Origin of the sequence: Streptomyces sp. NBC_01296, from assembly GCF_035984415.1 — a bacterium.
Lineage (GTDB): Bacteria > Actinomycetota > Actinomycetes > Streptomycetales > Streptomycetaceae > Streptomyces.
In genome coordinates, this window is the sequence record NZ_CP130720.1 from 1266065 (window position 1) to 1279413 (window position 13349).

Annotated in this window: 14 protein-coding genes; 2 read left to right on the forward strand and 12 right to left on the reverse strand. The window is 73.5% G+C overall.

Annotation, left to right across the window (positions count from 1 at the left end):
• Positions 1–20: 20 nt before the first annotated feature.
• From OG299_RS06095 to OG299_RS06120, 6 genes are all read right to left on the reverse strand, one after another.
• A complete protein-coding gene (locus OG299_RS06095; RefSeq protein ID WP_266635723.1) occupies positions 21–785 on the reverse strand; it encodes a PIG-L deacetylase family protein in 765 nt (254 codons plus the stop codon).
• 42 nt (positions 786–827) lie between these two features.
• Positions 828–2132, reverse strand: a complete 1305-nt coding sequence (locus OG299_RS06100) for an alpha/beta fold hydrolase (RefSeq protein ID WP_266635944.1) — start codon at positions 2130–2132, stop codon at positions 828–830.
• A gap of 238 nt (positions 2133–2370) precedes the next feature.
• On the reverse strand, positions 2371–2514 hold the full coding sequence (locus tag OG299_RS06105; RefSeq protein WP_327360792.1) for a hypothetical protein: 144 nt from the start codon (positions 2512–2514) through the stop codon (positions 2371–2373).
• Positions 2515–2531: 17 nt separating this feature from the next.
• Positions 2532–3059: a hypothetical protein gene (locus OG299_RS06110; RefSeq protein ID WP_327360793.1), complete on the reverse strand. Its 528-nt coding sequence runs from the start codon at positions 3057–3059 to the stop codon at positions 2532–2534.
• Positions 3060–3380: 321 nt separating this feature from the next.
• The gene (locus OG299_RS06115) at positions 3381–4481 is read right to left on the reverse strand and encodes an S-(hydroxymethyl)mycothiol dehydrogenase (protein ID WP_327360794.1); all 1101 of its coding nucleotides are present in this window, start codon (positions 4479–4481) and stop codon (positions 3381–3383) included.
• Positions 4482–4554: 73 nt separating this feature from the next.
• Positions 4555–5568, reverse strand: a complete 1014-nt coding sequence (locus tag OG299_RS06120) for a LysR family transcriptional regulator (protein ID WP_327360795.1) — start codon at positions 5566–5568, stop codon at positions 4555–4557.
• Positions 5569–5639: 71 nt separating this feature from the next.
• Here OG299_RS06120 and OG299_RS06125 point away from each other — a divergent pair, with 71 nt between their 5' ends.
• Complete coding sequence (locus tag OG299_RS06125; protein ID WP_266635713.1) at positions 5640–6533, forward strand: dihydrodipicolinate synthase family protein; 894 nt, start codon at positions 5640–5642, stop codon at positions 6531–6533.
• Positions 6534–6988: 455 nt separating this feature from the next.
• Entirely contained in the window at positions 6989–7741 is a 753-nt protein-coding gene (locus OG299_RS06130) for a transglycosylase SLT domain-containing protein (protein WP_266635711.1), read from the forward strand.
• A 102-nt stretch (positions 7742–7843) separates the two neighbouring features.
• Here the strand turns inward: OG299_RS06130 and OG299_RS06135 are convergent, their stop codons facing one another.
• From OG299_RS06135 to OG299_RS06160, 6 genes are all read right to left on the reverse strand, one after another.
• On the reverse strand, positions 7844–8449 hold the full coding sequence (locus OG299_RS06135) for a response regulator (protein WP_327360796.1): 606 nt from the start codon (positions 8447–8449) through the stop codon (positions 7844–7846).
• A complete protein-coding gene (locus OG299_RS06140; protein WP_442817489.1) occupies positions 8446–9738 on the reverse strand; it encodes a sensor histidine kinase in 1293 nt (430 codons plus the stop codon). The genes OG299_RS06135 and OG299_RS06140 overlap by 4 nt, the downstream gene beginning before the upstream one ends.
• A 3-nt stretch (positions 9739–9741) precedes the next feature.
• A complete protein-coding gene (locus OG299_RS06145; protein ID WP_266635941.1) occupies positions 9742–10464 on the reverse strand; it encodes an ABC transporter permease in 723 nt (240 codons plus the stop codon).
• The gene (locus tag OG299_RS06150; protein ID WP_442817490.1) at positions 10464–11462 is read right to left on the reverse strand and encodes an ABC transporter ATP-binding protein; all 999 of its coding nucleotides are present in this window, start codon (positions 11460–11462) and stop codon (positions 10464–10466) included. Before OG299_RS06150 ends, OG299_RS06145 begins: the two co-directional genes overlap by 1 nt.
• Positions 11463–11541: 79 nt before the next feature.
• Complete coding sequence (locus OG299_RS06155) at positions 11542–12369, reverse strand: nucleotidyltransferase domain-containing protein (RefSeq protein ID WP_327360797.1); 828 nt, start codon at positions 12367–12369, stop codon at positions 11542–11544.
• A 10-nt stretch (positions 12370–12379) separates the two neighbouring features.
• Positions 12380–13300, reverse strand: coding sequence for a phytoene/squalene synthase family protein (locus tag OG299_RS06160; RefSeq protein ID WP_327360798.1), 921 nt, complete (start codon positions 13298–13300; stop codon positions 12380–12382).
• Positions 13301–13349 lie beyond the last annotated feature (49 nt).

Below are 13349 nucleotides of genomic sequence, written 5' to 3' on the forward strand. Positions count from 1 at the left end.
TCAGTTTAGAGGGGCGCAGCTCAGCGCGAGAAGACCTCGAACGTCACCGCCGGGCGGCCGCCGAAGCGCGCCGACGCCTGCTGGGCGAAGCCGGTGAGGAAGTTCCGGCAGTACTCCTCCGGGTCCTGGTCGGTGAGCACCTCGATGTACGCCTTGTGCTCCATCAGCGACTTGATCGAGCGTTCCAGGCCGGGGCCGGCGTCCGCCGCGTGAGTCGGCGTCGAGGACCCGGCGACCGCGACCCAGCGCACCCCGTTCCAGGGTTCCAGGCCCTGCTCGGACTGGAGTTCCGGGAAGATCCACCGGTTTCCCGCGTCGGCGGCGGCGTCCAGGGTGGCCCGGCCGACGGCCTTGTGGTCGGGGGTGTTCCAAAAGCCCCCGCCGCCCTGGCCGCCCCAGGTGTCGCGGTGGTTGAGGGTGATCAGCAGTTCGGGGCGGTGCCGGCGGATGGCGGCAGCGATGTCCCGGCGCAGGTCGAGGCCGTACTCGACGATGCCGTCGCGGTAGTCGAGGAACTCCACCGTGGAGACCCCGACGACGGCGGCGCTCGCGCGCTGCTCGGCCTCGCGCAGCGGGGCGCACTCCTCGGGCGGGATCGTGTCGATGCCGGCCTCGCCCCGCGTGGCCAGGAGGTAGACGACCTCGCGGCCGCCGTCCGTCCAGTCGGCGATCGCCGCGGCGCCGCCGTACTCCAGATCGTCGGGGTGGGCGACCACCGCGAGGGCGCGCTGCCAGTCGGTGGGCATGGGCTCCAGGGGCGCGGGCTGATCCAGTTGTTCGGTCATGCGTCGCACAATAGACGTACCCCGCGCACCGGAAGCGGTGTTCTAGACCTCGTCGCGCACGAGGGCCAGCAGGTGGTCCAGGACGCGGGGGCCGCCGGCGCGTACGCCGTCGTGCTCGAACTCGTCCGTCACCCAGGTGCGCAGGCCCCGGATCGCCCGGGCGGTCTGCAGGGAGTGCGCGGTGTCCACGTACATGTCGTCGTGGTAGACCGCCGCGGCCACCGGCACCTCGTTGGCGGCGAGTCGGGCCGGGTCGTACAAGGGCTGCCAGCCGGTACGGGCGGCCAGCAGCTCGGCGGTCTCGCGCAGCGGGGCCAGCGCGGGATCGGCCGTGAAGTGCCAGGGGTGGATGGTCTCGCCGGTGAAGAGCAGGGGCCCGTCGCCCGCGAGGGTCTTGTCGGCGTCGAAGGCGGGGTGGCCCGCGCGGACCCGTTCGGCGGCCCAGGCGGTGGGCGCGGCCGGGTCCTGGGCGTAGATGGGCTCGTGGAGCAAGGCGTACAGGGGGTGCGCGGCGAAGGAGAGCAGGCCCTGCACGTGTTCCAGGAAGGCGTCGGCGAGGGCCGGGCCCGCCGGGGTCGGGACGAAGGCGTCCTCGAGGAGGTAGTGCAGCTGGTGGCTGCCGTCACCGGTGCCGAGCAGGATGCCGAGGGACTGGAAGGCCTCGGCGGTGAGGCGGTGGCCGCCGGGGAGTTCGGCCGGGCGCTCCACGAGGTGGGCGGCGATGCGGCGGGCGCGCTCGACGTCCATCGGGTAGCGGGCGTAGTGGGCCAGGTTCTTCCGCTCGATGCGGGGGTACGCGGCCTCGTACACCTCGTCGGCGGTGGCGCTCAGGGACGGGAGGCCGCCGGTGATCAGGGCGGCGGTCAGGCCCTCGGGCGCGGTGGAGAGGTAGTGGGTGGTGCAGAAGCCGCCGAAGCTCTGCCCCAGCACGGTCCAGGGGGCGCCGCCGGTCAGGCCGGGGCGGATGGCCTCGGCGTCGCGCACGATGGAGTCGGCGCGGAAGTGGGCGAGGTACTGCGCCTGCTGCGCGGGCGTGCCGCGCAGGGGCAGGGTCTGCCGGTTGGCGGGGGTGGAGCGGCCGGTGCCGCGCTGGTCGAGCAGGAGGACGCGGTACTCGGTGAGGGCCCGCTCCAGCCAGGCCTGCCGGCCGACGAAGCGGCGGACGCCCAAGCCGGGGCCGCCCTCCAGGTAGAGCAGCCAGGGCAGGGTCGCGGGGTCCTTGCCGGTGGCGACGGCCTCGCGGGCGTACAGCTCGATGTGCTCGCCGTCCGGGCGGGTGTGGTCGAGCGGGACGGTGAAGCGGTGGTCGGTGAGGACGACACCGGGCTGGCGGTAGCTGCGGTCGATGGTCACGAACGGCCCCTGGGTGTGCGGCTGTCCCGGGCGGATCGCGACCGGGTCACGGGTCTGGCGGCCCGGCCGAGTGTAGTACGGACCCACCGGCTGCCCCGCACCTTACCGGCGACGGCCGAGGGCCTGCCCTGCCGGGCCCGGCCGCGCTCGCCGGTCCGTGTGCTCCGAGTTCACCGCGGGGAAGGAACCGCACCGACCTGAACCTGACCCAGCGGCAGGGATCACGGGTCCCTCACGGCAGCAACCGGCCGGTCGCCGCGTCGACGAGCCTCCTGGGGCCTTCCAGCGCGGACGGGCCGGCCAGGGCCGGCACGGCGAGGGCCACCGTGGTCAGGGTGGGGGCCACCGCGGCGAGGGCGGGCGCGGTGCTGCGCATCTTCCGCATGGCCCGCCTCAACCGTGCCACTTGGTCAGCCCGGACTTGCTCCACGGCTCGCCACGGCGCTTGAACCCGGCCCTGATCAGGGCGTTGTCCGGCCAGTAGAACATGTTGCCGTAGTTGGAGTCCTGGGTCTCGAAGAAGCCGCAGGCGCAGGGGGACCAGGTTTTGCCGCCGTCGTACGAGCGGTCTATCCAGCCCTCGTAGTAGCCGCAGCCGCTGGCGACCGTGAGCCGGGCCCAGGCGTACCAGGCGCCGTCCTTCTTCGCGGAGCGCAGTTCCACCGTGGCGCAGCCGGGGTCGCTCGCCCGGTCGTCGGTGTCCTTGGCGTCCCAGGAGTAGGTGGCGGGATCCTTGTCGTCGCACTGGTAGCCCCATCCGCAGGACAGACCGGCGGCCCCGGACGGGTCCAGTGCGCCGTCCGGGCGGGGCGCGACGGCCGAGAGGGGGTCGGATCGGACGGGTTCGGCCGAGGCGGTGCCCGCCATCGACGCGAGGACCAGCCCGAGGGCTGCTCCCATGAGTGCCGCTTTCTTGAACATTCAGCCGTTCCTTCCTGTTTTCGGGCATGCGATGCCCGAGGAAGCGCGAACATGAGGGTGAGCCGGGGAACGCCGGTGCTTGCACGGGTGTCGTGCTCCGCCTCGGCGTGCGGCCGTCGGCGGTCGGTGGCTCCTGGTCACGAGTATGGACACGCCCCGGCCCCGGGGCCTTGGCGCTGCGCGCACGATCCTTTGACGCCGAGTGCCCGGCCGTACCGGATCGGACGACGGCCGGCGGACGCGGGGGAACGGGGGAACGGCACCGGCCCCGACGCGTGAGCGCCGGGGCCGGTCGGGTGGGTCAGGTGGGTCGGGTCGGGTCTAGTGGGTGTCCGCCTGGAACTCCACCACCGAGCGGAGGACCTCGCCCCGCTCCATCCGCGCGAAGGCGGCTTCGACCCCGTCGAGCGGGATGGTCTCGGACACGAAGGCGTCGAGGTCCAGGCGGCCCTGGAGGTAGAGGTCGATGAGGAGGGGGAAGTCGCGCTCGGGCAGGCAGTCCCCGTACCAGGAGGACTTGAGGGCGCCGCCGCGGCCGAAGACGTCGAGGAGCGGCAGTTCGAGCTTCATCTCCGGCGTCGGCACGCCGACCAGGACCACGGTGCCGGCCAGGTCGCGGGCGTAGAAGGCCTGCCGGTAGGTCTCGGGGCGGCCCACGGCGTCGATGACCACGTCCGCACCGTTTCCGCCGGTGAGCCCCTGGATGGCCTTGACCACGTCCTCCGTGCGGCCGTTGACGGTGTGGGTGGCGCCGAGGCCCCGCGCCCACTCCAGCTTCCGGTCGTCGAGGTCGACGGCGATGATCCGGCCCGCGCCGGCGAGGCGGGCGCCGGCGACGGCCGCGTTGCCGACCCCCCCGCAGCCGATGACGGCGACGGAGTCGCCCCGTCCGACGTTGCCGGTGTTCAGGGCGGCTCCGAGGCCGGCCATCACCCCGCAGCCGAGGAGTCCGGCGGCGGCCGGCGCGGCGGCCGGGTCGACCTTGGTGCACTGACCTGCCGCGACCAGGGTCTTCTCGGCGAACGCACCGATGCCGAGCGCCGGGGAGAGCGGGGTGCCGTCCTCGAGGGTCATGGGCTGCGTGGCGTTGTGCGTGTTGAAGCAGTACCAGGGGCGGCCGCGCTTGCAGGCACGGCAGGTGCCGCAGACCGCACGCCAGTTGAGGACCACGAAGTCGCCGGGCGCGACCGAGGTGACGTCCGGGCCGACGGATTCGACGATCCCGGCGGCCTCGTGGCCGAGCAGGAAGGGGAACTCGTCGTTGATGCCGCCCTCGCGGTAGTGGAGGTCGGTGTGGCAGACCCCGCAGGCCTGCACCTTGACCAGGGCCTCGCCGGGCCCGGGGTCGGGCACGAGGATCGTCGTCGTCTCCACCGGTGCGCCCTTGCTCCGGGCGATGACCCCTCGTACGCGATGCGTCACGTCGTACCCCGCTCTGTTCGGATCTGTCTGGATCAACGAACGTACACGGACGCGGCGGCGGAGGGGAGTTGCGTCAAGCCGCGGAAGCCGGAGTGGCGAGTTCCGGTGGCACGGCGGCGCGAAGTGCCGCACCGAAGGCGGCCACGGCCGGGTGGGCGGCGGCGCCGCTGCGGAAGGCGACCTTGGTACGCCGCTCCATCAGGAGACGCGTGAGGGAGACGGCCGGGCCGGCGGACCCCATGATGCCGAGCTGCGGGACCACCGCGACGCCCTGGCCGGCCGCGACCAGGGCGAGCACGGTGGGGAACTCGTCGACCTGGTGGCGGATCCGCGGCGTGAAACCGGCGGCCTGGCAGGCGCGCAGGGCCATGGTGTGGCAGAGGGTGCCGGGGGTGGCGGTGATCCAGGGGGCGTCGGCGTGGGCCCGCAGCACGGAACCCTGGTCGAAGCCCTGGCCGGAACCCTGACGGGGGATCCGGTCGCGGCTCCGGTCGGCGCCCTCGCCGACATCCTCGCCGAGGTCCCGCTCGGCGGTCGCGGTGTCCGCCGCCGTGCCGGTCGGGGCGGCCAGGTACATCGCCTCCCGGTACAGCGGTTCCGTGGCGAGCCCCGGCTCCTTCTGCGCGGGGACGAAGTCGTACTCGTGGATCAGGGCCACGTCCAGGTCCCCGGCGCGCAGCGCGTGCGCGACCGCCGCCGGGTCGGTCTCCGACACCATCGGCTCCAGCCCGGGATGGCGCCGGGCCAGTGCGACCAGGGCGGCCGGGACGATGGCCCGGATGGCCGTGGGGAAGGCCCCGATGCGCAGGGCGCCGGCCGGGCCGCTGCGCGCCTCGGCGAGTTCGGCGGCGGCTTGTTCGAGCCGCTCCAGCACGGCCTCGGCGTGCCGGACCAGGTTCTGCCCGGCGGGCGTGAGCCGGACCCGGCGGCCGGTGCGCTCGAGCAGCGGCAGGCCCGCCTCCCGTTCGAGGACGCCGAGTTGCTGGGACACCGCCGAAGGGCTGAAGGCGAGCGCCTCGGCCACGGCGGCGATGGTCCCGCGGCGGGCGAGTTCGCGCAGCAGGCGCAGGCGTCGTACGTCGAGCATCGGCTCAGCTTACGCTTCCGGTAAGAAACGCGAACTGGATTTGATGCTCCGGGCAGATGAAGCTCGTGGGCATGGCACAGAACCTCTCCCTCCACGGGATTCACGTACCGCTCGTCACCCCCTTCACGCGCAGCGGGGACGTCGCCGCCGACGCACTCGAGGCACTCGCCCACACGGTGCTCGACGAGGGCGCCACCGGGATCGTCGCCCTCGGCACCACCGGCGAGCCCGCCGCCCTCGACGAGGCGGAGCGCGACCTCGTCACCGACGTCTGCGCCCGGGTCTGCCGGGAGCGGGGCGCGATGCTGACCGTGGGCGCCGGGGCGAACGGCACCCGGGCCGCCGAGGCGGCGCTCGGCCGGCTGGCGAGGTGGCCCGAGGTGCGGGCGGCGCTGGTGACGGTGCCGTCGTTCGTGCGGCCGGCGGCGGCGGGGGTGCTGGCGCATTTCGCGCGGCTGGCCGAGGTGAGCCCCGTACCGCTGGTCGTCTACCACATCCCGTACCGGACCGGGCAGCCGCTGGACGCGGCCGCGCTGCGGGCGCTCGGGGAGCTGCCCGGGGTGGCCGGGATGAAGTACGCGGGCGGCGGCATCGGCGAGGACGCGGTGGCGCTGCTCGGCGCGCCGCCGGACGGGTTCGCGGTGCTGGCGGGCGACGACGTGTACCTGTCGCCACTGCTGGCGCTGGGCGCGTCGGGCGGGATCCTGGCCTCGGCCCACCTGGCGACGGCCCGGTACGCGGAGCTGACGGCGGCCTGGCAGGCCGGTGACGTGCCGCGGGCGCGCGCCCTGGGCCACGGCCTGGCCCGGCTGTCGGCGGCGCTCTTCGCCGAGCCCAATCCCGCGGTGGTCAAGGCGGTGCTCCACGCCCGGGGCCGGATCCCCACACCCGACGTGCGGCTCCCGCTGCTGCCGGCGGGCGAGGAGGCGGTTTCGGTGGCGCTGGCGCGACTGGCGGAGCTCTAGGGGGCGTCTTGTCGATCGGGCGAGCCCGGCCCGATCGGCAAGACACCCCCTGGGAGGTGTCCGCACCTTGTGGATCATGCCGGGCATGCCGGGAAGGGTGCACTGTGGGCGATTCACAAACAACGGGCGAGATGCCCGAATCAGGCATGAGTGTGGGCGACTTGTCCGTTCCCCCGGGGGGCTTCGAGGGCTGGTGATGTGGGTCACTCGAATAGGGACAACATCATTTATGCGGAGCTGACTATTCCCTTTTCCCGGAAAGGAATTTCGTCATTCCCGGAAGGTGCCCCCAAGGTCATTTCCGACCCCGGTACGGGGAAGTCGATCACCCGGTGGAATTCAAGCCTTGTTCCGGCCCGGCGGGCTCGCTTACGGTCACGTCGTTCCCAGCGGGCAGCTTCCTAAACCGGTCGCCGCCAGGGATCCCCCGCACTCCGCACGTGAGGAATTCCGCCATGCCCGGACTCGGAAAGCACCGTCGGCCGAAGCAGCGCCCGATCGCCCGCAAGCTGGCCTTCGCCGGCACCGGCGGAGCCGCCCTCGCCCTGCCGCTGATCAGCGCGACCACCGCCGGGGCGGCCGTGACGCAGCCGGCTTCGGCGCCCGCCGCGGCGACCGTCACGCTGCCCGCCGTCAAGCCGGCGGTGGAAAAGGCGGCCGCTCCCCTGACCTATTCGGTGACCGTCGGCGACACCCTTTCGAAGATCGCCGTCGAGCATTCGGTGAGCGGCGGCTGGCAGGCCCTCTACGAGAGCAACCGCAACGCCATCGGCGGCAACCCCTCGATCATTCGCCCCGGGCTCAAGCTGAGCCTCGGCGCGGCGGCGAAGGCGGCCGTGGCCAAGGCGACCGCGACGACGGCTGCGGCCAAGACCGCCACCACGTACGCGAACAACCTCGACGGTTGGATCCGGCAGTCGCTGGACATCATGGCCCAGCACGGAATCCCCGGCAGCTACAACGGAATTCACCGCAACGTGATCCGCGAGTCCTCCGGCAACCCGCTGGCCATCAACAACTGGGACTCCAACGCCGCGGCCGGCATCCCCTCCAAGGGCCTGCTCCAGGTCATCGACCCGACGTTCCGGGCCTACCACGTGCCCGGCACGTCCACGGACTCGTACGACCCGGTCGCCAACATCACGGCCGCCTGCAACTACGCGGCCGCCCGCTACGGCTCGATCGACAACGTCAACGGCCCGTACTGACCCGGCAGCAGGCAGGGGCCGCCCCGCTCGAGAACCCCGCGGCCCCGCATCCTCCGCGTCTGCCCCGTACGTCCGCGTCGTTCCCGCACCCCGTCCGCGCCGTCAGAGCCAGCCCTGGCGGCGGGCCGCCCGGACGGCCTCCATGCGGTTGCGGGTGCCGGTCTTGCCGATGGCCGAGGACAGGTAGTTCCGTACCGTCGACTCGGACAGGTGGACCCGGGCCGCGATGTCGGCCACGGTGGCCCCGTCGACCGCGGCGTTCAGTACGTCGGCCTCGCGCGCGGTCAGCGGATTCGGGCCGGCGCTGAGCGCGGCGGCCGCGAGCGAGGGGTCGATCACGGTCTCCCCGGCGAGCACCCGGCGTACCGCGGCGGCCAGTTCCTCCACCGGCCCGTCCTTGACCAGGAACCCGGTGGCCCCCGCCTCCATCGCCCGGCGCAGATAGCCGGGGCGCCCGAAGGTGGTCAGGATCAGCACCCTGCAGTCGGGGCAGCGCGTGCGCAGCTCGGCGGCGGCGTCGAGCCCGCTGAGCCCCGGGAGTTCGATGTCGAGCAGGGCCACGTCCGGCCGCGTCGCGATCACTGCGGGCACGATCTCGTCCCCGGCTCCGACCTGCGCCACGACCTCGATGTCCTCCTCCAGGCCGAGCAGCAGGGCCAGCGCACCGCGCATCATGCCCTGGTCCTCCGCGAGCAGGACCTTGATCATCGGATCTCCTCGTTCTCCCGGGTCTCCGGGTGCTCTGCGCTCCCCTCGCCCTCCGGTCCGGCCGGCTCCACCGGGAGTTCGGCGGTGACCCGGAAGCCACGGCCCGGTCCCGCGACCGGGCCGCCGACGAGGGTGCCGCCCGCTGCGGCGAGCCGTTCGGTCAGGCCGGTCAGGCCGCTGCCCGGCGGGGTCGAGCCTACGCCGTTCCCGTCGTCGGTGATCACCAGGCTGACCCGTTCCGCGAAGCTCCGTACCTCGATCTCGCAGCTGGTCGCGCCGCTGTGCCGGATCGCGTTGGTGGCGGCCTCGCGGACCACCCAGCCGAGCAGGGCCGCCGCCTGCGGGGGCAGCGGGGGCCCGGACTGCCGTACGACGGGCTCGATCCCGGCGGCGGTCAGCGCGCCGCGGGCCCGGTCGAGTTCGGCCGCGAGGCTGGCCTCGCGGTAGCCGGTGACGGCCTCGCGGATCTCGGTGAGCGCCTGGCGCCCGACGGACTCGATGTCCGCGACCTGGGCGAGGGCCGCGTCCATGTCGCGGGGGGCGATCCGGCGGGCTGCCTCCGACTTCACGACGATCACCGAGAGGGTGTGGCCGAGCAGGTCGTGCAGATCGCGGGAGAAGCGCAGCCGCTCCTGGTCCACGGCGGCCCGGGCCAACTCCTGCCGTGTGTCCCGCAGTTCCTTCACCGTCTCGGACAGGGCGAGGATGGACGCGGTGACCATGCCGGACAGCAGGGTCCCGTAGACGATGCCGAGGGTGACCCAGCCCTCCTCCCCTGCCGAGATCGCCCCGGCCAGGGCGGTGCCGGCCAACATCACCAAGCCGAGCTTGCGGCCCCTCACCACCGCGCCGGTGGCCAAGCCCCACAGCGGGAAGAACAGCAGCCAGTTGCCCCCGTAGGCGAGCGCGAGGGCGCAGGTGACCGCGCCGAGGGCGGCCAGGCACCAGCGGGTACTGGCCGCCTCCCGGGCCCGCCGGTCGAAGGCGCGGAACACCAGGGTGATGTAGAGGGAGTTGAAGACCAGCAGGCCGAGGGCGCCGATCCAGGGGTTGGGGGTCTCGCCCTTGATGACGTTGGAAATGGCGCCCATGCCCATCAGCAGCCACGGCAGCAGCGCGAAGGCATGGGGCGGGCCCATCGGGCCGCGGCCGTAGTCGGGGGCCTCGCCGCGCGCCTTGCGCAGCTTCTCCTGCGCCCGCCATTCGGCCTTGCGGACCGCCCAGTCGGCCTTCCGGCCCTCCTTGGCCGCTCGCCTGCAGTTCGTCTTCATTCCCGTTCCCTGCTTCATGCGTTACACCGTCCTCGCGGAGTGACGGTACGAGAGCACCGCGTACGAACCGAACAGCAGGGCCCATACCGCCAGTACGGCGACCGCGCTCAGGCCGGGGGCGGCGCCGGCGGCGAGGGACTGGCCGATCTCGGCGAAGCGGCGCGTGGGGGTGAAACCGGAGACGGAGCGCAGCCAGTCCGGGAACAGCTCGACCGGGAACCAGAGTCCGCCGGCGATGGAGAGCGCGAGGCTGCACCCGACGTTGACCACGCCCGTGCTCTGGCCGGTGAGCCGGTAGCCGTTGCCGATGCCGAGCAGGGTGAAGGGGAGCGCGCCGAGCCACAGGACGAGGGCGACGGCCGCCCACTCCCAGGCCTCCAGCCGGACCCCGTTGACGAACGCGCCGGCCGCGAGCACCGCGGCGACGGCCGGCAGCACGATCACCGAGCCGGTCAGGGCCCGGCCGACGACCACCTGGCGCGGGGTCATCGGGGTGACCCGCAGCTGGCGCAGCCAGCCGATGCCCTTGTCCTCGGCGACGCCGTTCCCGGTCGACAGGGCTGCGCCCAGGGCCCCGTAGGCGGCCATGGCCACCATGGAGGCCGTCTGCCAGTCGCCGGTGTCGGCGTCGGTGCCGAGGTTGGTGAAGAGCAGGTACATCAGCACCGGCATGCCGATGCCGAAGACGACGTAGGAGGTGTCGCGCAGGGTCCGGCGGACTTCCAGGCGGACGTAGGCGGTGATCATCGGGCGCTCCCGGCGGCAGCGGTGGGCGTGTGGGCGTGAGTGTGGGTGCGGGTGTGGGTCGCGGTGAGCGCGAGGAAGGCGTCGTCGAGCGAGGGCGCGGTGACCTCGATCCCGCGGACGGCGCCGAGGCCGGCCAGGGCGACGACCGTCGCGTCCGGGTCCTCCGTACGCAGCCGCGCGCGGTCTCCCCGTACCTCCAGGGAGACCACCCCGGGCAGTTCGCCGAGGCCCTCGGTCGGGCGCCCGGCGAGGTCGACGGAGACCAGCGACCCGCCGGCGGCGCGGCGCAGCTGCTCCCCCGTGCCGTCGGCGACGATCCGGCCGGCGTCCACGACCACGATCCGGTCGGCGTGGGCGTCGGCCTCCTCCAGGTAGTGCGTGGAGAACAGGACGGTGTTGCCGCGCCGGGCGTAGCCGCGCATGGACTCCCAGAAGGCGCGGCGGGCCTCCACGTCGAGGGCGGCGGTCGGCTCGTCGAGCACGATGAGCTCCGGGTTGCCGGCGAGGGCGACGGCGAACCGGACGCGCTGGGCCTGGCCGCCGGAGAGCCGGTCGATGCGCCGGCCGGCGAGGTCGGTGAGCCCGGCGAGCTCCAGCGCCTCGGCGACGGGCAGGGGGGCCGGGTAGGTCCGGGCCACGAAGCCGATGAGCTCGCGCACCGTGATCCGCGGTACGGCGCGCCCCTCCTGGAGCATCGCGCCCACCCGGCCGCTCTGGACCGCCTGCGCGGGGGTCTGCCCGAAGAGCCGTACGCTGCCCGCGTCGGGCTCGTTCAGGCCGAGCAGCAGGCTGATGGCGGTGGACTTGCCGGCGCCGTTGCGGCCGAGCAGGGCGACCGTCTCGCCGCGCCGGACGTCGAGGTCGATGCCCGAGACGGCGTGGACGGGGCCGAAGGACTTGGCGGCGTGCCGGAACCGGATGGCGGGCTCGTCGTTCGGCGGCTTCGCGGTCCGCGTCGGCCGCGTCGTCTGCGTGGTGGGCGTCGTCTTCGTCATGCCCACCACGCTATGGACCGGGCGGGGTCCCCCGGCAGATCCGCATGTACGGACCCCACCAGTACAAATGTCCCGACCGCTAGGCGCCCAGCCGGAGACCTGCCTCGAGAGCCGTCTCGGCGAACGCGATGGTGTCCCGCACCCGCGCGGCCGGGTCGGCGTCGTAACCGGGCGAGCGGGTACCGGCTCCGTTCCGGATGCGGAGGGCCTCGGTCACGATCGGATGCCAAGCCCTGTCGAAGGCACCCAGGGCGTACCGGCCGGCGCCGCCCTTGGACGTGAGGCGGCCCGTGGCCAGCAGATGGTGCAGCCGGGCGACACCGAGCACGAACCACTCGGTCATCAGCTCCGCCCGCTCCGTCGGCCCGGTCGCGACGGTCCCCTGACCGGCGCGCAGTTTTTCGACCGCCGGCCTCCAGTAGTCGGCGAGGTTGGCGTGGGAGTAGGCGCGCAGCGCCGTCTCGTCGGTCCACACGTCGCCCGGCCCCGGTCGAGGACCGCTCACGGTGATCGCACCACGAGCCAGTTCGTGCCAGGTCACGGGATCGACGGCAAGGCGGCCGGCGGGCCGGAACTCCCATTCCCCGATGCACGGCACGTCCGGACAGTCGTCCGGCGGGCCGGCCAGATCGGCGCGGGTGACATGGAGTCCGTCGAAGTACGGTCGCGGGTGGCGGCGGCCGAGTTCGGCGAGGGCGTCGCCCAGACGCCGTACGAGGTGATCGGCGGGCCGCTCACTCAGCACCGCGACGAAGTCGATGTCGCTGCGTCCCGGACGGTAGTCCCCGTAGATGGGTGAACCGACCAGGTACAGCCCCTCGACGAGGCCGGGTGCGGCCCGGTCGGTCAACTCCCTGTAGGCGCGGGCCGAACGGAGGACCTCAGCGGGGACGGACGGCGAAGACATGCCGATCACGCTAGCCCAGGCTGCGGGCCCGCCGGGCGCGGGCGCGGGCGCGGATCAGGGTGCGGACGGGGGCCGCCAGGCCGTAGCCGACGTCCTTGCGCAGGGCCCGGACGCCGGCCCGTTCCACGGCGGTCAGCTGGTGGCCCATCAGCTCCGACATGGTGGCGATCACCGGGCGCAGGCCAGGCTCGACCAGGTCGAGGATGCCGTCGGTGGCGTCCAGGGCGGTCCGGGCGAGCCGGGTTTCGGCGGCGAGGAGCGCGCGTACGGCCGGGGTGTCGCGGGCCTGTTCGAGGTCGGCCCGGGTGACGGAGTGCTCGGCGAGGCGGGCCCGCGGGAGGCAGAGCCGGCCCTCCGCGAGGTCTCCGGCGAGGTCGGCGAGGAAGTCGACCCGCTGGGCGGCGTCGACGAACCGCCGCCATCCGGCAGCTTGTTCCTCGTCGGGGCCGCCCTGGTACTGGAGTCCGGTGAACACGAGCACCCCGGGCCAGGCGTAGGCGTCGAGGTAGGCCTGGAAGTCCTCGTCGGTCTCGAAGCCGTCGAAGCAGGCCTCGGCGGTGGCGGCGCCCGCCAGGAACCGGGAGACCCAGTGCTCGGGCAGGCCGCGGGACGCGACGGCGTGGGCGTACGCCCGCAGCAGCGGGTCGGGGCTGTCGCCGGTCTTCAGGGCCGCCTCCACCTGCCCGGCGAGCGCGGCCAGACCGGCGGATCGTTCCTGCGGGGTGCCGGTCTCGGCCACGTCGTCGACCAGGTTCATGAAGCCCACCCCGGCCGTCAGCCAGGGCACCAGCGGCGGCGCTGCGAGCAGGCGCAGCGTCAGGTACGGGGCCGGCTCTCGGCGCAGGACCCGGCGGGCGACGCTCGTGTAGTCGTCGCGCAGCCGGGGGTCCGCGATACCGGCCGCCGTCAGGGTGGTGCGCCAGCTGGGCATGGTGGTGGTACTCCTCGAACCGTGAAGGGCCGTACGCAGGTGCGGCATG